This is a genomic window from Enterococcus sp. BWT-B8, from assembly GCF_020567625.1.
GTDB lineage: Bacteria > Bacillota > Bacilli > Lactobacillales > Enterococcaceae > Enterococcus_L.
In genome coordinates, this window is sequence record NZ_JAJDJV010000005.1 from 123,227 (window position 1) to 140,838 (window position 17,612).

Genomic DNA, 17,612 nt, shown 5'->3' on the forward strand with positions numbered 1-17,612 from the left:
TTATCACTAGAAAGACTCTCTTCATTTTCCATCTCTGACTATTTCTTTATTTGAACTTATTCTACTTCGTTCTGCTTCATTACCAATAAAAGCGAATCAGCAGTGCAACTGTCCAGCAGTTCCTTCGCCATCATTTTCAATGGCCTGTTCCAATGCTTTCCATGCTAATGTGGCACATTTGATTCGTGCCGGGAATTTACTGACATTTTTTAAAATCAGTGCATCGCCTAGCTTATCTGCTTCAGGAAGTTCATTCCCCTGAACCAGCTGTGAAAAGTATTCTGCCATTTCTTCTGCCTCTGCCACAGTTTTTCCAATCACTGCATCAGTCATCATACTGGCACTGGCTGTGCTGATTGAACAGCCGCTGCCGGTAAATGCGATATCTTTGATCACATTATCCTGAATGTCTACTTGAAGCTCAATGACATCTCCGCAGGTGGGATTGTTCATTTCAATTTTTTTGCTTGAATCTGCCAGCGTGCCGTGATGATGAGGATGACTGGAATGATCCAGAATTACCTGGCGATATAAATTTTCTAATTTAGATAGAGCCATATTGGAAAAACTCCTTCGTTGCAAGAATTGCTTCAACTAAACGATCGGCATCTGCTTTCGTATTGTATAGATAGAAGCTTGCACGTACTGTTGCTGGAACATCCAAATATTTCAACAGCGGCTGTGCACAATGATGCCCTGCACGTACAGCCACTCCTTCCATATCCAGCGCAGTCGCCGCATCATGGGGATGCAGCCCGTCCAGATTAAAAGCAATCACACCTGTATGCTCTTCTGGGCTTTGCGGTCCGTAAACCGTCAACCCTTCAATTGCCTGCAGCTTCGGCAGTACATAAGCGACTATTTCCGCTTCATGCTGATGAATGTTTTCCAGACCAATTTCTGTCAGGTAATCCACCGCTGTACCTAAAGCAATCGCTCCGCCAATATTTGGTGTTCCTGCTTCAAACTTCCAAGGAAGCTCTTTCCAGGTGCTGTCGTAGAGATTAACGAAATCGATCATTTCGCCGCCAAACTCAACAGGCTCCATTTGCTCCAGCAAAGCTCGTTTTCCATATAATACACCTATTCCAGTTGGTCCGCACATTTTATGTCCGCTGAATGCATAAAAATCTGCATCCAGTTCCTGTACATCAACCGGCATATGAGGAACAGCCTGTGCACCATCAACGACCATAACAGCCCCATTCTTATGGGCAAGCTCTGCCAATTCTTTTACCGGATTGATCACGCCCAAAACATTGGATACATGTGCAACAGAAACAACTTTTGTCTTCTCTGTAATTTGTCGTTCAGCACTTTCCATGTCTAGAAAACCATCCGGCGTAATGTCAATATATTTAAGTGTTGCGCCTTTTCGTTCGGCCAGCTGCTGCCAGGGAATAATATTGGAATGGTGCTCCATGTAGGAAATAACAATTTCATCTCCGACATTGACAGCCAGATCTCCATAACTTTTTGCAATCCAGTTCAGAGCGGTTGTTGTTCCACGAGTGAACAAAATTTCAGCTGTTTCTTTTGCATGAATCAGCTCTCTGACTTTTTCTCTTGAGGCTTCATATTCTTTAGTTGCCCGTTCTGCTAGTGTATGAACCCCCCGGTGAACGTTGGCATTATCATGTTCATAATAGTACGTCAGCTGCTCTAAAACAGCTTTTGGTTTTTGCGTTGTTGCTGCATTATCCAGATAAACAAGGGGCTCGTCATTGACTTCTTGAAACAATATGGGAAACTGCTGACGAATCTTCTCCACGTTTATCATGCGTTCAACTTCCTTTCAATCACTTCGATAAATTCTTTTTGGACTTCCTTCACAGGAATAGCTGTAATCACTGAGCCAAGGAATCCGCGGATAACCAGACGTTCTGCTTCTGCTTTAGGCAGCCCGCGACTCATCAGATAATACATTTCTTCTGGATCGACACGTCCCACACTTGCTGCGTGACCGGCCGTTACTTCATTTTCATCAATCAGTAAAATCGGATTAGCATCGCCCCGTGCTTTATCAGACAGCATAAGCACACGACTTTCCTGCTGTGCATCGGCACCCTTCGCTCCTTTAAGGATATGACCGATCCCGTTAAAGGTCAGAATGCCTCGTTCACGGATAACCCCATGCTGTAAAATGTGTCCTACAGAGTGAGAGGCTTTATTGGTTACACGAGTGTCAATTCCCTGCGTTTGTCTGCCGGCACTGATTGCCACCACTTTTACTTCTGAATGAGAGGCTTCACCCACCAGATCAGAATCAAAGTCTGCCACCACATCGCCATCATTCAGCACACCCAACGCCCAGTCAACAGACGCATCACGCATGATGTGTCCACGGCGGTTCATGTAGGTCGTCAGATTTTCACCCAGCTGATCCATTGCTGAATATTTTACTTTTGCCCCTGCTTTGGCAATTACTTCAACCACAATATTGGCTGATACCTTTTCTTTACCTTCGCCTGTCGTCATGAAGCGTTCCAGATAATTAATTTCACTGTGTTCATCTGCCACAATCAGTACATGCTTAAAGAATGACTGCTTGCTTGTAGAATCCTGAATGAAAATTGATTCGATCGGTTCTTTAATAACAACATTTTTTGGTACATATAAAAAGACACCGCTGTTCATAAAGGCTGCGTGGAATGCAGTGAGCTTGTCTTCATCCACTAAAACAGCTTTCGTCATATAATATTCCTTTACAAGTTCCGGATAGTCCTTCATAGCTGTAAACAGGTCTGTAAAAATAACGCCTTTTTCTGCCAGCTCTGTTGAAAGCTGTTCAAAAATTGTCACAGTATTTTGTTGAACCAGTACAGGATTGTCTTTCATTTCTGTAAATTGAACGGCAAAGCCTGCATCAGGCATGTAGTCTTCCAGCTGAACATCAAGTAATGGCCAGCGATGAAACTTCACCCGCTCAATCTTTGGCAGTTCAAGTACATCTGTTTGCTCTAAAGCAGACTGACGGATTTCATTCATCCATGATGGTTCTTCCATTTGAGCTGAAAAAGCATTGATGTCGTCAAGATAAGTTTTTACATTTGTGTCTTTCATTTATCTTGTCCTCCTCCCTAAGCTTCCTCTTCTTTGTATTCAATACCTAATTCTTTACTGATTCCAGCATAGCCTTCTGCTTCGAGACGTTTTGCCAGTTCTGCATCGCCGGTTTTAACCACTTTCCCATCCATCATAATATGAACTACATCCGGAGTGATATAGTTCAACAGACGCTGATAGTGCGTAATAATCAATGAGCCGAAATTTTCTCCGCGCATTTCATTTATACCTTTGGCAACGACCTTCAATGCATCAATATCCAGACCAGAATCAATTTCATCTAAAATGGCAAATGTTGGCTCAAGCATCAAAAGCTGCAGAATTTCATTCCGTTTCTTTTCGCCACCTGAGAATCCTTCATTTAGATATCTCTCAGCCATTTCTTCCGGCATATTTAACAAGTCCATTTTCTGATCCAATTTTTTCAGAAAATCCATCACAGAAATTTTATCATCTTCATCGCGCTTGGCATTAATCGCTGCACGCATAAATTCAGCATTTGTAATTCCAGGAATTTCGCTTGGATACTGCATTGCTAAAAACAGACCCAGACGCGCACGCTCATCTACTTCCAGCTCAAGAATATTTTCTCCATCTAAAAGAACTTCACCCTCAGTAACTTCATAGTTTGGATTTCCCATAATCGCAGCTGATAAGGTTGATTTACCCGTTCCATTCGGTCCCATGATTGCGTGAATCTCACCTGTTTTCATCGTCAAGTCTACGCCTTTTAAAATCTCTTTATCTTCAATAGATACGTGTAAATTTTTAATTTCCAAAATTGACATGCATTGTTCCCTCCGCTTTCAAAATAAATATTTAATCGTTCTCAGTCATTTTATCCTAATTGATAATGAATCGCAATGTCTTTGCAACTAAGATTCCTGATTTTTCCATACTTTCTTAATATAAGGAAGCACTTAATTATACTATTTATAACTTAATAAGAACTTCGGATAACAAACAATAACTTAACAGAAAATGATAATTATTTGATTGCCATAGGTGACAGCACTTTTTTGAAAAAAATCATAAACTTTTCGCTAAAAAGCTCTCTTCAAAAAATTACCACAAAAAAAATACGATCAACCATAGCAAAAATACTTCCATGATTGATCGTGTACGACTCAACTATTATCCAAACTCTTTTGGATAATATTCCCTACAGTCAGAAAAGTAACGAGTGTAAGGATTTTTCACCTGTGACCATTCCTCAGAAAGTTGCAGCATTTTGCTGATTTTCTTTGGTGTTGACTCACAAATCAACAGATATCCTACAGCAAATTCTTCTGCCGGCAAAGTGATCGCTGTTGCACCAAGCATATTGACGACACGTAAATTGCCTTTTTTTCCTTGACGCTGCTGTTCTTGCGTCCGTTGATCAAAATGTCCCAGTACCGTATCTCCTAGCCCATCTGTATCTATCGGCCCCTCTTTACTAATCAGTACATCGCAATTGGCCAGTAATTCTTTTAGCTTTGGCATCACACATTCTCGTGCATCAAATTTGAAAGATAGATCCTTGACGGAGGTCTGCCCTTCCCAAGCGTCTATTTCCTTCTTTGAAAAGTCTACAGGATCATAAATAATTTCAATATTCATTTCACTTACCTCCTCAACAGGCAGCATGACGTTCACTACCTTCTTCAGCAAATCAAACTCTTCTGTGATAAACCCTAAAGAAGGCTGGAAGACGATCCCATCGGTCGACATTTCACTTGTAAGCCTTTTCCTATTTTCCTGATCCAACAACGGACTGATAAAACCAATCAGGTTAACTGCCATTGCCGGAGCAAGGACTGAGCCACCCCCATCTGTACCAATGCCAATATCATTGATTCCCAAAAGAACATTGATTGCCGTCCCGCTAGACGATCCTGTCATCGGTCGTCCAGTGTAAGGATTTTTTAAGTGAATGTCTATTGCTCGCCCTGCTGTTGCTGCACGATCCAACGTATGCAAATAGATACCAATTTCTTCTAAGGATTGAACAAAAGCTGATGATATTTGACTACGATTTTTGACACCTGCATAATAGATTGACCCATTCTCTTTAAATTGGTCGATGATCATTGGATATACTTTTTCTACAGAATCATATGGATTTTTTAGAGCAATAAAGCTTTTTTTTGCGCCTTCTATTGCATTTAATGTTTTCATCTATAAATTCTCCATTCTTTTGTTGTCAAAACTGCACGTCAACAATAAAAAGAGACCGAAAGATAGATACTCCTCCGGTCTCCTTCATGGTATTCCAGAAGAGGCAGCTTCTGTGTCTACGGCTCTCACTACACTACACTACACTTCGTTTCGATCTCATCAATTTCTAAACGGCAAAGCCATTAAGAATTGAAGGACTTCGTTTCGATCTCATCACTTTCTAAATAGCAGAGCCATTAAGAATTGAAGAACTTCGTTTTGATCCTCGAAGAATGGAGGGGCTTTGCTCCTACGCTTCTACGAATGCTCGTCCCATGTCTGGGAGGCATATATGAACTTGCTCCTACGCTTCTTCGAATGCTCGTCGAATATCTGAGTGTCATGTAAGAACTTGCTCCTACGCTTCTTCGAATGCTCGTCCCATGTCTGGGGGGCATGTAGGAACTTGCTCCTACTGTTTCTTCGCATGCTCGTCGCATATTTGAGTGTCATGTAAGAACTTGCTCCTACGCTTCTTCGAATGCTCGTCGCATGTCTGGGAGGCATATATGAACTTGCTCCTACGGTTTCTACGAATGCTCGTCGCATGTCTGGGAGGCATACATGAACTTGCTCCTACGCTTCTTCGAATGCTCGAATCATACAAAGACTGGAACACCATTTATTCGGTTTTAGGGGGGCTCAGACATACTTATATCACAGCTCTTTTCTAAGTCTAAATCAAATAAATGCTGTTCCGAAAGCAGCTCTCTATCCACACTATTTTTGTACTTTCTATTTGAGCATGTCTGAAAACTTCAGATTCTGCTGTGATTTTCAGACACAATCTAGTTTCAACTAAAAAATCTTATTTAAAAACGATACACCATGTTGTGGTGCAGCAACATCAAAATAGTCTGCGACAGTTGCACCAACATCTGCAAGTGTTGTTCTTTCTCCAATCTGTTTTTTCTTAACGCCTTTACTGTAAACCAATAGCGGTACTCGTTCTCTCGTATGGTTGCTGTGACCAATAGTAGGATCATTCCCATGATCAGCCATAACAACTAATACATCCCCTTCCTCTAACTGAGAAAGCAGTTCCTTGATTCGACAATCACTGAGCTCTAATCGGTCTGAGTAACGCATCACATCTTCCGCGTGCCCTGCCAGATCGGTTTCCTGAATATTCAAACAGATGAAGCCCTGCTGTATTTTCTGCACTTCCCCAAGCAACAAATCAAACAGCGTATCACTGTCCACACCTGGAAATAGATGAGCACTCTCTGTTTGAACAATATCGGCTACTTTACCAAGTAAGGAAACCATCACACCAGCTTTATCTAAAATTGTCGGCACCTGTACATTAGGATCGATGCCATACCCTAGGTGTACCACTTGATAACCATGATTATACACACCAGATTCAGGAGCATCCACTCCTGCAATCTCATTGTTTTTCACTTTTCTGGCTGCCAACAGGGCATTTAGGTCTACCTGTTCTCCGCCAAACGTAATCACTCGAGATACTTGAACGACTCCGCGAACGCATCGACCGATTTCTTTCAATGCATCATACGAGATCAGGTCAAGACATCCAGTCACATTGTACACCTGACCGTAATCTGTTTCCAAGTTATCTCCTACAGTGACACAGTCATTGACAACAAGTATTTTGGGGTCAGCTTCTGCTCCAACACGCCGAACAGAATAGCCTTGAGCCGCCAGCGCTTCCTCCACTACATCAATTTTCGCATTAAATGGCTGGATCAAAGGGATTTTAGGTGTTGTTCCCATAATTTCCTGATGCCCAAGAAATGAGTCGGCACCATGATGCGCTAAGTTCGCGGTTCCCCAATTTGCTGTCTCAGAAAATTGATGCTGTTTATATTCTTCACCGATAGCATTCATCAAGCCCAATGCTTCTAACGTTGGGAGGCGAATGTCCGGATTTTTCTCAATAATATGCAGTGCTGTGTTACTGCCTAGATCCCTTGGGCGAACTTCCTTTACGTCAGCCATAGCGCCTACACCATAGCTGTCCAATACGATCACTATAAAACGTCCCATGGTCTCACCTTCTTATTCTATTTCCTTGACTGTCAAAGATTCCTTCAAGTTTGGGACTGCCGCTTTGAATACCTGAAACAACTGCTACATCACTTCGAGTAACAAATATCTGTGTTCGAAACGCAGCAATAACTGTCGCACCGACTTCATGTTCTTGCTCCGCTTGTAAATAGTAGTCAATATTTTCTGCTGAGAATGGGAGCATCCGATCCAATCGTTCCTCTTTTCCGCTAACTAAAATATTTTCTAAGTGTCCTCGGCGATAATAGCCGCCGCCATAAAAATAACTGTGCTGATCTAAGGTATGAGAAATCTCACTGACATAGACCATTGCCGGCACCTCCGGTAAATCCAGTTTGGCATGTAACGGTGTTGTACCTGTCAATGCGTGACCAGGTTCTCCTTGTGTACCGCCTAGCGCCTTGATAAACGGAATCGTTCGAACACATGTCGCTGAAGGAATATTCAGCTCCAGTTCTTCAATGCCATGCTCTGCAAATATCTCTCTGGCTTTTCTGATACTTTCAACATTATGAGTAGGTATCAGCTCCTCGACTCCATCAAATAAGAAACAAGGAAACGAAGTCAGACCGGCAAGCTCGATATGCTTCATCTTGCAACTTGCTTTGATCAGCTCTGGCAGATCAGCCAGATGAAAGCCTCCATACTGCCCTTCATAGATTTGATCGTCAGCCTCAGATATCTTCACTAAAATACGCTGTTTGATGTCTAACTCCTGACAAATAGGATCAATTTTTTTTAGCATTTCTAAGGAGTGTATGGTCATATAATCCGGTTGATGAGCAAGGATTCTTTTCAAGAAATAAACTGGTACCTGTACCAGATGCCCGATATTTCCAATAGGTATATCATTATCTATCATCACCAGTGCTTCTTTAAAATCAACGACTACTGCTCGATCAATTCCAGCTTTTCTGATTGCCTTTGCAACTAACGGATTACGTCCCAGCTGTTTTGTCATATAAAATAAATTGATGCCAGATTCCTCAGCCTGTTTCTTCATGACAGAAGCATTCGCTATGATACTGTCTAAATCCAGAATATAGGTATCCGGTAAAATTTGTCCTGTTTGATGAAGCTGTTTTGCTGTATTGATCAGCTTTGGATTTCTTCTGCGTACTACTTCTAAAAACATCCAACCCCCTACCCTTCATTCAACATATTGCAAATATGCAGGTAGAAGTAGTCAAGCTCTGGTTCATCAAAGTCAATAGCTGCCATCTCTGAAAGCTCCTGCCATAATGACTGCGAATCCAGATATTGGGGATCACTAATGATTTGATCTTTGATAAATGGATCAAGAGCATTGACCTTTTCTTCGTTCTTCTGACGGGCTGCTGCCATCGCTAAATGAGTCAGGAACACATCTGCTTCCAGCTCTTCTTTGATCACCTGTTTTTCTTTTAGATAATCACATACTGCTAATACATAGTTATGGATCTCCGTGTCAATGATGCCGGATTCCTCTAATACGATCAATTTTTGCCTAATCATAATACCTCCTGCTAGTAGCGGGGAACCATTTCTCCTGCAGTCACCTGTTTTTGAATCAACACGATTTCTTCCTTTAGTAAATTGTTCTTCAAAATGGCCTGCATTGCCTGATCATCCTTATGACATATGATCACAGCTGCACTCATATCCGATTGGGTTTGGGATGTCTCTAAAAATTTATAATTCATATTCTGATAATTTTTATCAACGATTTCATCATAGTTCCAGACTCCGGCATCAATTTTTTTCTGGTTCAATCCATGAATCAGCTGATGTCCCGGCATCTCTATAAGCTCAATCTCAAATCCCTCTGTCAGCGTCTGTGTCAGAAGCTGTTGGTCATATGAACTGTAATCAATCCCGACTTTCATCCCATTCTCTATCTGACTTTTCGAAACATCGACAAATAAAAGGATATGCTGTGAGAGATAGGTATGTTCCCCGAAATCACTTACGATTTGAATTGGTTCTTTCTGGACAATTGCTTCCTTTGCTGCAAAGCGTGAAACAACTGCAAAACGATACATTTCTGTACAGATCGAACGAATTCTTTCCTTTGACCCTCGAATATAGGCCATATTTAGTTTGATATTTTGCTGTTCAAAGGAAGAGTATAATCCTGTCGCGAAGCCTTCATAAAGCCTTGAATATGGTAGAGGCATCGTTCCCAGAACAGACTCGGAAACAGCGTATTCTTGTAGAATGGAGTAGTTGATATCAACTAGAAATGTTCCTAAATGTCCTCGGCTCTCACAAACAATGGCCTGCTTTTCCTTTAAGAAATTCAGGGCATTCTGAATCGTTCCTCTCGAAACATTGAATTTCTTTTGATATTCACTGACGATAGGCAATTTATCTCCTTTTTTCAGCTGAATCAAATCAGAAGCCAAATAATTGGTTACAATCCCCTTTTTCTTTAGAAACATCTCATTCATTTTTCCATTCACCCTTTTCTTTTATTTCTCTGCCATCGCCTGCTGTAAAATACGGAGGATCGTATCTGCTCCCGCACGCATCGGATTGATTCGCATCATCTGCTCCTCCGCCTGCGGATCGGCTGCTCGAAACGTACCGGAAATACGGTAGAACATCGGGACAAATTCATACTTCGATTCTGCCCCAACCGGATTTGGCGCTGCCCCCAGCTTCTCAGCGGCTGCAAGAACAGCCTTTGCTATCGGCTGCTTCAGCTTGACGATAACAACCTTTGATTGTGCGTTGACAATAAAAGCTTTATCTACTCCGGATATTTCCCCATTATTTAACCGTTGACAGACTTCTTCACTGACTTTTGCTGATAGAGCCAGAGCGACAGGTGCGTAAATCATCCCTTGCAGAACAGCAATACTTTCATGTCCTTGAACCTGACTGCCACCGGAATAGTTTTCTTTACGCAATCCATCAATATACTGCTTTTCACCAACAATACAGCCAATACCTTCTGGTCCCAACAGCTTGAAAGTTGAAAAACAAGCCAGTGTCCCACCAATTTGTGCACCGATTGCTGATGTTTTCAATGTTGAATAATTATCATCTGTTATGATCGGAATTTCCTTGTCAACTGCACGTATCACAGTGATCAGCTCCTTCAAATCATAAGAATCATCTGGTTTTTGCCTTGTTACCTGTATTAGGATACCATCCAGACCACCAGCAGAAACAGCACTCTTAACTGTATCAGAATCATTGAAATCAACTGCTTTTGTCTGTATCCCCATCATCTCGATCGATGTTTTTGTCGTTGGATAAATTGGTGCTTTGTGCACCAGCATAGTTCCGCCAGTTCCTATTGTAGCATGTAATGCCTGTCGAATGGCACTTGTTCCGGCACCTCTGACCAGCATAGCTGCTTCACAATTAAAAAAGTTCGCTAGAACCTGCTCGACTTTTTTTGTCGTAATCGGTTGGTTCAATCCTTGTATAACACCCAGATCTCCACGGGTCAAAATCTCAGTTCCAGTAAAAACCTTCGTCACTTCATCTACTAAACGAAACTGTAGCTGTGCCGATTCTTCAACAGTCAAACTGGTTAATGGATATACATTCATCACTCTCTTATCTCCTTCATTCGATACTTTTTCACTGAAATTATATCCGCTTCAAGAAAAGAATCGTTGCGGATTTGCTACCAGCATGTTTTGAATGAACGCTTCGGATATACCATTTTCCTTCATCAATGGAACAAATACATCCAGCAAATAAGAATAGCCGATACCATTTTTATATTCCAAATTCGATTTTCTGGTAATATCCATCGAAAGAAAAACTTTATCCGTAAAACCTGCCGCTTCAATCTGTTGGAGCATCTTCACTCGCTCAATATCCGGCAAATAGTTTTCTTTACCAACTGTATCAAATTCGACATATACACCCTGCTCCAGCATATGGAGGACATAGTCGCTGCTGCCGCTCAAATCAACATGTCCGATCACAACTTTCGACAGCTCCACTTCGTTTTCTTTAAAAAATGCTGTCTGCTCATGACCGAAGGTTCCCAGTGTTGTATGTGTAGTGATCGGCACACCCGTTTTCTTGTGTGCAATGACTGCTGCGTGAAACACCTTTTTCTCCCGTTCTGTCCAGCCATCCTTACTTGAACCGATTTCACCGATTATCTGCGCTTTGATCGTCGTATCTGCAATTCCTTCTTTGATTTCTTTGACCATCAGCTCTGCCAATTGCTGCGTCGAATAGTTATCAACAATTTTAGGTAAAAAACGCTCTGTGTAAAAGCCGGTTGCCTGAACAATATTGATTCCTGATGCCTCTGCTGCTTTTTGCACATACAATGGATTTCTCTTCATATCCATAACTGTGACATCTACAATATTTCTTACACCCTTAGTATACAATTTTTTGTATTCTTTGACAGTCTCTTCAAAACAATTTAAATTTGTATCATCAATATTTTTGATCCGAGACAGATCAATCGTCGTATGCTCGTGCATATACGTGAGCCCTTCTACTAATACCATCTGCTTCATCCCTTTCGCTACTTAACCTGCCGGTGTGAACAGCCCCAATAAATAAAGAATATTTACTATAATACCAAGGCTGATTGCTGCTACAGGTCCTACTGCTAAATCAACGACTGGTTTTTTCGCAGTTTTATTCAATAAAGAAAGACCGATCACCCAGAAATAACCGATACCAGGTGCAATTGATTCCGATGCCATTGCTCCGCCAATCAACAAAGCAACTTCTAATACCTTGTTCATAGATGTTCGAATATATTCTCCCATTTCACGTACTCCCGGGAAACGATCCAACCCTTTCGCCATTCCATTAAGGAGCATAATTTCTATAAACATTACTGCAGCCCCTGCTGCAAAGGCAACAATTGGATTACCTCTTAATAAAATACCGACAACAAATACAAAAGTTGTTCCAGCAGGACTATAGACACCAGTAACGATTGCTGTAGAAAAAACCAATGGAATAAATCCAATTCCTCGCGCAAATGCTGCTAGTGCTGCTTCACTAAATTTGCCTTCACTTAAAAGATTCAAAGAGATAGGATCTCCGGCAATCATCAACAAGCTTGTTGCCGCACTGACCAAACCACCAGTCAAAGACAGCAATATCCAATTTTTCTTGATGCGTTCAACACGTTCAAGGAAGATACTCATCAGGCTCTGATTTGAAGAATTCCCATCCCCTTTTACTTGAATTGCAAATACAATCATGAAAACCATACCGACCAGCAGAGACATCCCTTCAGCACTCAACGTAAAGCTAGTGCCATTACCGATATTAAATGTACCAAACTTCTTCACTGTGAATAATGTCAGCATTGTTGCCAAAAAAGCGATTGCTCCTTTTTTGAAATTATGCTGATGTGCGATCGCAACTGCGGGAAAAATAGAAAAAGTAATAACGACTGGTGAGCCTACCATTGATAAGGAATCAAGAAAATTAATCGGCAGTTTTGCGAACAAATCAACGACTGCCTGTAAGCCCAAGACAATCCCCACGCCATAAGCTGCACCTACAGCCCCCGAAATAATCATTCCTTTTACTCCCTCAGGTGACCACGAACCGATAATATCTGTTGCTAGTAAAATACTATGCACCAAAATGATTGATGCTCCGATCGAAACTGGAATACCAAAACCGATAACCAATCCGAAGCTTAATGCAAAGCTTGTTGCTGCAATTTCTTTTTTCCCGATTTTTCCTTCAAGAAATTCAGGAACGATCGGCCGCAGCCCATCATTGAATACTGCGATTCCACGATTTGTCAGAATCGAACACATGCCTCCCAGTAAAGCAATAACAATCAATTCCATTACCTTAGATCCATCCATTTCATTTCCTCCCTTTTATTCTCCTAATTTTATCAGCTCATCCATCAGGATCGGTACAACGATCTCTTTGTGCTGAGCAGTAAAACCAAAAGCTTTTTTGCCATTACGAATACTTTGACGAATATCTTCTTCATCCATGATTTTTCCTGGCATAGAGACAGTTTCACAATTTTCTCTTCCCAATAAAGCTAATGCCATAGCCAAAGCCCCGCCTCCGCCTGTATTACATGCTCCAAGATAAAAATCTGCCTGACCTGATTTGATTGCCATTGCAGCATCCAGATCACTTTTCACTTCAGAAGTGAATTTTCCAGCTGCATATTTCTCGACCAGTGTCTGTACTTCGGCTTTGTCGATCTGTCCGCCAACTACAATTTTCTTCATAAACCATTCCTCCTATTTGACTATTCTTAAAATACATTTTTTTGTATATTGAGATATAAAACCACCACCCATTTATTGCATCCTACGAACGGTTCAAAATACATTTTTTTGTATATTGAGATATAAAAATAAAGCATTTATATAATACAACCGAAGTATAAAACATCTGCATTTGAAATGCAACCCTTTTCATGAAAATAAACTTGCAATGTAAATTTTTATTTGATACTATTACATCCATAAAAAATACTTTTTCAAACAAAAAGAAAACTAAGGAGCGAATCAACATGAATAACAGCTTAACGAAATTTCTTGATTACGATGAAAGTGAAATCATTACAGATAATCTAGTCATCAAGAATAACTTACTAAAATTCGACAATATCACTTTACAGCTAAGTAATATTTCCCGTCTATATGCTGGAGAAAAAAGTTGAAAATTCCTGGTATTTTAATTATTTTTTTAATTATGTGGTATTTAAAAATATCCATTAAGAGTATACGAAAAGCGGACACACAAGAATCCAGCTGTTACACTGTTCCTGTATGTCCATTTCACCTGTCTATTAATTCAACTACTCCTCATAGGCTCACTCTATAATTTGGTCTTTAATCAAAATAGTTGTTTATACCCTACTCTGTACTTGTAGGATTCTCTTAACTCCGGTGTCTCATTGATAAGTTTCAAGTAAAACTTTTGGCCTTCTGAAACTTCAAAACTTCCTTTATGTGTCCCATTTTCTATAGTAGTCACAGCAATTTTTTCCTTCTTTTCATTATACACTTCCACCAGCACAGTCATCTTGCTTATTTCGTCCTTAGCCCAACTCTCCACACGGACTAAGCCCGCAGATGGCGCTTGATACAAATTATATTTTACAGCTGGAATCATCTTATCCTTAGAAAAACTTGTTGCGGAACCCATCCATGTAATAGTACTTTTCGGTACATTAGTTGGAAAAGTCTGAACATGTGGATCATCAAAGGGATCTTCAATCCTGTAACTATAAGCACCTGTTTGCCCAGTTACAGAATTACTGATCTCGAAGAAATACGTTTTGTTATCTTCCAAATAGAAACAAGCTCCAGCCCATGGTCCAGTATAATAAAATGGTTTATTTCCACTTTCATCCTTGATATATGGCTCTACAAGAGTCTCTTGTGGAGTTCTAAACCGATAAGTTCCAGAATGTTTTGGTTTGTACATAAAATAATCAACGTCTTTATTGCTTTGTATCACTCCATCTATTTTATCTGTAGAGCTGATATCCGTAGCAAATTCTTTATTATTCGAGTGATCATCAATTGTAATCGTACACGCAGCTGTATATTGATTATCTTCTGTAGTCACTGTCACAGTTACTATGCCGGCAGACTTCGCTAGTACCTTGCCGGTATCTGTTACAGTAGCAAGGTTATCATCTGAACTTTGCCAGATAACTTTTTTATTAGTCGCAGTTTCTGGACTGATGGATGTAGTAAGCTGGAGTGTCTCGCCCTTTTCCATCAACATTGTTTCTGGTGTCAATACAATGCCTGTTACTGCTGTTTTCTGCGGAAAAGCAATATCATAGATAGCCACTACACGCTTTCTTGTCAATCGTGTAGCAAAATTGGTTGTACTATTGCTACCTGAATGAACAGCTACAATGCGTTTGTTAGCAGTTTCGTAAAGTGGTGCTCCACTTTGTCCGCTATAGGCATCGTGACTATGATGTACATAGAATTCAGTAGTCCAGTCGCTACTTGGAATCAATCGTTCTTCTGTATACATATAATACTTGCCAAGATCTCCCGGGTATCCAGTTAGCGTATAATTATTTTCATTCAGAGACTCAGAACTCATTCCTAGCCACCCAGTCTTCTCACCAATATCTTCTTTCAATTTAATCAGACCAATATCTGAGTTCAACCCATTCCCCGGCTGAAGATAACTACTTAACACATAGAACTCATCAGCAGTATATCGTCCAAAAGGCAATGTCCATTCCTGTCTGCCAGGCATAACTATCACGCTGGACGCCCATCCTCCTCTCGATTCATTGTATAGGCAATGGGCAGCAGTCAGTACTGTATCCCCACTTATCATACTTCCTGTCCCCAACACAGATACCCCATCTGGAAATATGACTGACAACTGCACTATTGCAGAGTATGGATACACTTCAGTATTCCCAACCAGATCCCTGTTATCTTCCCCGATAATTCCTCTGGTACGTACAGATGTATACCCATCTATCGCATTCAGAAGAGTCCCTTCTAACGTTTCCGGATACTCTTTTTCAGTCATCTCATTTGAAATAAATACTCCGTTGTCAACAGAGGCAAACACACTAATTGGCAAAGAAAAAAACCATAAAACTAACCCAAACATCAAAGCAAGAAACATTTTTCTTCTGTAACTCATTTTCATCCCCCCTAGATAATAGTAATTAAATTGATTAAATAACACACGTAATCATTATATCATTTTCTCGTCCCTTGAGACAATATTACTTTCAAAAATAGAAGAATGATCAAAATACAGCAAAGTATCTTTTTCAGAAATATCATAGCTGTTTAAATATAGAACCTATAATACATTATTTGGGATAAAATCGTGTATTTTATCTTCTCGAGAATCCCGTTAAACCAGCATTTCTATTTTGACGTTTTCCAATATACACGATCACGTTGGAATACTGTCAAAACTATGTGTTTTAAAGCGCACTCTTTCATGAATAGGACACAAATCGCATTAAAAAGCAGCTGCAAGATCTTTAACAATCCTACAGCTGCTTTGTTAATTATGGAATAATTTTAATCCCTATACTCAGTCCTCCTCCTTCAGTTCTGATCGTTTTTGAGATGTTTTCTATTTTTTATAATGGTACTTTGGATATAGGATAGAAGTTGAGACAGCTTGAAGATTCCAGTCAAGAGTAGCATTTTATTTAATAGAAATATGAGTAATGAACATTTTCAAAGGTACACAGGACTTGCTGAAAAAGATAGTTTAAGATGTTAAATAAAAGAAGGGATTCCTCGCCTGAAAGTACAGCTTTCAGAAAGAAGAATTCCTTTTTTTTATGCGTTTATTTCCCACAATTTTATTCTTATACCAGCAAACGACGGTCAAAACCTCAAAGCTGTCTTCCAGGCTCTGACCGCCATTTGAGTATCGCTTTTCTTTCATATTTATTTACACTACGCAGAAAAAAGGCAACAAATCGCTGTTCAACGCGGATTTGCTGCCTTTTTATATTAATATATTAACTTTATATTATTCATTTACCGGTTTCACTGAGCCGTCCCATTTCTCAAGAATCCAGTCTTGGATTTCTTTACTGTGCAACGCATCAACCAGTTTTTGGATGGCTTCATTGTCTTTGTCTTCAGAACGGACTGCGATAATGTTCACATATGGTGAGTTGTCTGATTCAAGCAAGACAGAATCATTCACTGGATTCAGTCCGGCATTGTAAGCAAAGTTTGCATTGATTGCCACTAAATCCGCTTCATCATTTTGGTAAGTGGTTGCCAATAATTCAGGATTGACATCATAAACAAATTTCAGATTTTTAGGATTTTTGTCAATATCATCAAATGTCGCTGTTTCCAAGTCCACACCATCTTTAACTGTTACTAAATCAGCATCCTGTAAAATAGTGATCACACGACCCCAGTCAGATTCAGAATTTGAAGCAATTACAGTTGCACCCTCTTCTAAATCTTTGATATCATTGATTCGTTGAGAGTATAAACCCATTGGCTCAAGATGAATACCGCCTGCATTCGCAAAATCATAACCATTTTCTTCTACAGAAAGATTGAAGTAAGGAATATGCTGGAAGTAGTTCGCATCAATTTCCCCATCAGCCAATGCTTTGTTCGGTAAAATATAGTCATCAAATTGTTTGATCTGCAGATCAATGCCTTCTTTTTCCAAAAGCGGCTTCACCTGTTCCAAAATTTCAGCGTGCGGTGTTGGTGATGCCCCTACCGTTAAAACTGTTTTTTCTGCTTCACTATTGGCTGTGTTTGAGCCGTCTGTACTACCGCTGCCATTGCTGCCGCATGCAGCCAAGCCAAAACTTAAGGTGATAATTGCCGCTAATCCTGCTAATTTTTTCTTCATAATTAATTCCCCCA

The 17,612-nt window shown here is 40.3% G+C and carries 16 protein-coding genes; 1 reads left to right on the plus strand and 15 read right to left on the minus strand.

What is annotated here, in order from left to right; genetic code table 11:
* Positions 1–96: 96 nt before the first annotated feature.
* The 13 genes from sufU to LI951_RS06910 form a co-directional block, all read right to left on the minus strand.
* Positions 97–558 (minus strand): Fe-S cluster assembly sulfur transfer protein SufU, encoded by a 462-nt coding sequence (sufU, locus tag LI951_RS06850; protein WP_229441671.1) that lies wholly within the window; start codon positions 556–558, stop codon positions 97–99.
* Positions 545–1,780 carry a cysteine desulfurase gene (locus LI951_RS06855; protein ID WP_229441672.1) on the minus strand — a complete coding sequence of 412 codons (1,236 nt, stop codon included), beginning with the start codon at positions 1,778–1,780 and terminating at the stop codon, positions 545–547. The genes sufU and LI951_RS06855 overlap by 14 nt, the downstream gene beginning before the upstream one ends.
* Positions 1,777–3,063 (minus strand): Fe-S cluster assembly protein SufD, encoded by a 1,287-nt coding sequence (sufD, locus tag LI951_RS06860; RefSeq protein ID WP_229441673.1) that lies wholly within the window; start codon positions 3,061–3,063, stop codon positions 1,777–1,779. The genes LI951_RS06855 and sufD overlap by 4 nt, the downstream gene beginning before the upstream one ends.
* Before the next feature lie 17 nt (positions 3,064–3,080).
* Positions 3,081–3,854, minus strand: coding sequence for a Fe-S cluster assembly ATPase SufC (gene sufC, locus LI951_RS06865; protein ID WP_229441674.1), 774 nt, complete (start codon positions 3,852–3,854; stop codon positions 3,081–3,083).
* A gap of 346 nt (positions 3,855–4,200) precedes the next feature.
* A complete protein-coding gene (locus LI951_RS06870; protein ID WP_229441675.1) occupies positions 4,201–5,226 on the minus strand; it encodes an amidase family protein in 1,026 nt (341 codons plus the stop codon).
* An 837-nt stretch (positions 5,227–6,063) separates the two neighbouring features.
* A complete protein-coding gene (locus tag LI951_RS06875) occupies positions 6,064–7,275 on the minus strand; it encodes a phosphopentomutase (RefSeq protein WP_229441676.1) in 1,212 nt (403 codons plus the stop codon).
* 4 nt (positions 7,276–7,279) lie between these two features.
* A complete protein-coding gene (locus LI951_RS06880) occupies positions 7,280–8,431 on the minus strand; it encodes a YhfX family PLP-dependent enzyme (protein WP_229441677.1) in 1,152 nt (383 codons plus the stop codon).
* Between the two features lie 8 nt (positions 8,432–8,439).
* Positions 8,440–8,790, minus strand: a complete 351-nt coding sequence (locus tag LI951_RS06885; protein WP_229441678.1) for a hypothetical protein — start codon at positions 8,788–8,790, stop codon at positions 8,440–8,442.
* An 11-nt stretch (positions 8,791–8,801) separates the two neighbouring features.
* Entirely contained in the window at positions 8,802–9,725 is a 924-nt protein-coding gene (yhfZ, locus tag LI951_RS06890; RefSeq protein WP_229441679.1) for a GntR family transcriptional regulator YhfZ, read from the minus strand.
* Positions 9,726–9,746: 21 nt separating this feature from the next.
* Positions 9,747–10,838, minus strand: a complete 1,092-nt coding sequence (locus LI951_RS06895; RefSeq protein ID WP_229441719.1) for an aminotransferase class I/II-fold pyridoxal phosphate-dependent enzyme — start codon at positions 10,836–10,838, stop codon at positions 9,747–9,749.
* 51 nt (positions 10,839–10,889) lie between these two features.
* On the minus strand, positions 10,890–11,765 hold the full coding sequence (locus LI951_RS06900; RefSeq protein ID WP_229441680.1) for a phosphotriesterase family protein: 876 nt from the start codon (positions 11,763–11,765) through the stop codon (positions 10,890–10,892).
* A 21-nt stretch (positions 11,766–11,786) separates the two neighbouring features.
* Positions 11,787–13,097, minus strand: a complete 1,311-nt coding sequence (locus LI951_RS06905) for a YhfT family protein (protein WP_229441681.1) — start codon at positions 13,095–13,097, stop codon at positions 11,787–11,789.
* A gap of 15 nt (positions 13,098–13,112) precedes the next feature.
* Positions 13,113–13,481 carry a DUF2620 domain-containing protein gene (locus LI951_RS06910; RefSeq protein ID WP_202064502.1) on the minus strand — a complete coding sequence of 123 codons (369 nt, stop codon included), beginning with the start codon at positions 13,479–13,481 and terminating at the stop codon, positions 13,113–13,115.
* A 287-nt stretch (positions 13,482–13,768) separates the two neighbouring features.
* Here LI951_RS06910 and LI951_RS06915 point away from each other — a divergent pair, with 287 nt between their 5' ends.
* The gene (locus LI951_RS06915; RefSeq protein WP_229441682.1) at positions 13,769–13,918 is read left to right on the plus strand and encodes a hypothetical protein; all 150 of its coding nucleotides are present in this window, start codon (positions 13,769–13,771) and stop codon (positions 13,916–13,918) included.
* 176 nt (positions 13,919–14,094) lie between these two features.
* Here the strand turns inward: LI951_RS06915 and LI951_RS06920 are convergent, their stop codons facing one another.
* Together LI951_RS06920 and LI951_RS06925 are read right to left on the minus strand one after the other, a co-directional pair.
* Positions 14,095–15,888, minus strand: a complete 1,794-nt coding sequence (locus LI951_RS06920; RefSeq protein ID WP_229441683.1) for an Ig-like domain-containing protein — start codon at positions 15,886–15,888, stop codon at positions 14,095–14,097.
* A gap of 855 nt (positions 15,889–16,743) precedes the next feature.
* Complete coding sequence (locus tag LI951_RS06925; RefSeq protein ID WP_202064505.1) at positions 16,744–17,598, minus strand: MetQ/NlpA family ABC transporter substrate-binding protein; 855 nt, start codon at positions 17,596–17,598, stop codon at positions 16,744–16,746.
* Positions 17,599–17,612: the final 14 nt, after the last annotated feature.

What these genes read in the sequence shown, in the direction of transcription:
- sufU (WP_229441671.1), bottom strand. Translation starts at nt 558, where the DNA reads ATGGCTCTATCTAAATTAGAAAATTTATATCGCCAGGTAATTCTGGAT.
- LI951_RS06855 (WP_229441672.1), bottom strand. Translation starts at nt 1,780, where the DNA reads ATGATAAACGTGGAGAAGATTCGTCAGCAGTTTCCCATATTGTTTCAA.
- sufD (WP_229441673.1), bottom strand. Translation starts at nt 3,063, where the DNA reads ATGAAAGACACAAATGTAAAAACTTATCTTGACGACATCAATGCTTTT.
- sufC (WP_229441674.1), bottom strand. Translation starts at nt 3,854, where the DNA reads ATGTCAATTTTGGAAATTAAAAATTTACACGTATCTATTGAAGATAAA.
- LI951_RS06870 (WP_229441675.1), bottom strand. Translation starts at nt 5,226, where the DNA reads ATGAAAACATTAAATGCAATAGAAGGCGCAAAAAAAAGCTTTATTGCT.
- LI951_RS06875 (WP_229441676.1), bottom strand. Translation starts at nt 7,275, where the DNA reads ATGGGACGTTTTATAGTGATCGTATTGGACAGCTATGGTGTAGGCGCT.
- LI951_RS06880 (WP_229441677.1), bottom strand. Translation starts at nt 8,431, where the DNA reads ATGTTTTTAGAAGTAGTACGCAGAAGAAATCCAAAGCTGATCAATACA.
- LI951_RS06885 (WP_229441678.1), bottom strand. Translation starts at nt 8,790, where the DNA reads ATGATTAGGCAAAAATTGATCGTATTAGAGGAATCCGGCATCATTGAC.
- yhfZ (WP_229441679.1), bottom strand. Translation starts at nt 9,725, where the DNA reads ATGAATGAGATGTTTCTAAAGAAAAAGGGGATTGTAACCAATTATTTG.
- LI951_RS06895 (WP_229441719.1), bottom strand. Translation starts at nt 10,838, where the DNA reads ATGAATGTATATCCATTAACCAGTTTGACTGTTGAAGAATCGGCACAG.
- LI951_RS06900 (WP_229441680.1), bottom strand. Translation starts at nt 11,765, where the DNA reads ATGGTATTAGTAGAAGGGCTCACGTATATGCACGAGCATACGACGATT.
- LI951_RS06905 (WP_229441681.1), bottom strand. Translation starts at nt 13,097, where the DNA reads ATGGATGGATCTAAGGTAATGGAATTGATTGTTATTGCTTTACTGGGA.
- LI951_RS06910 (WP_202064502.1), bottom strand. Translation starts at nt 13,481, where the DNA reads ATGAAGAAAATTGTAGTTGGCGGACAGATCGACAAAGCCGAAGTACAG.
- LI951_RS06915 (WP_229441682.1), top strand. Translation starts at nt 13,769, where the DNA reads ATGAATAACAGCTTAACGAAATTTCTTGATTACGATGAAAGTGAAATC.
- LI951_RS06920 (WP_229441683.1), bottom strand. Translation starts at nt 15,888, where the DNA reads ATGAGTTACAGAAGAAAAATGTTTCTTGCTTTGATGTTTGGGTTAGTT.
- LI951_RS06925 (WP_202064505.1), bottom strand. Translation starts at nt 17,598, where the DNA reads ATGAAGAAAAAATTAGCAGGATTAGCGGCAATTATCACCTTAAGTTTT.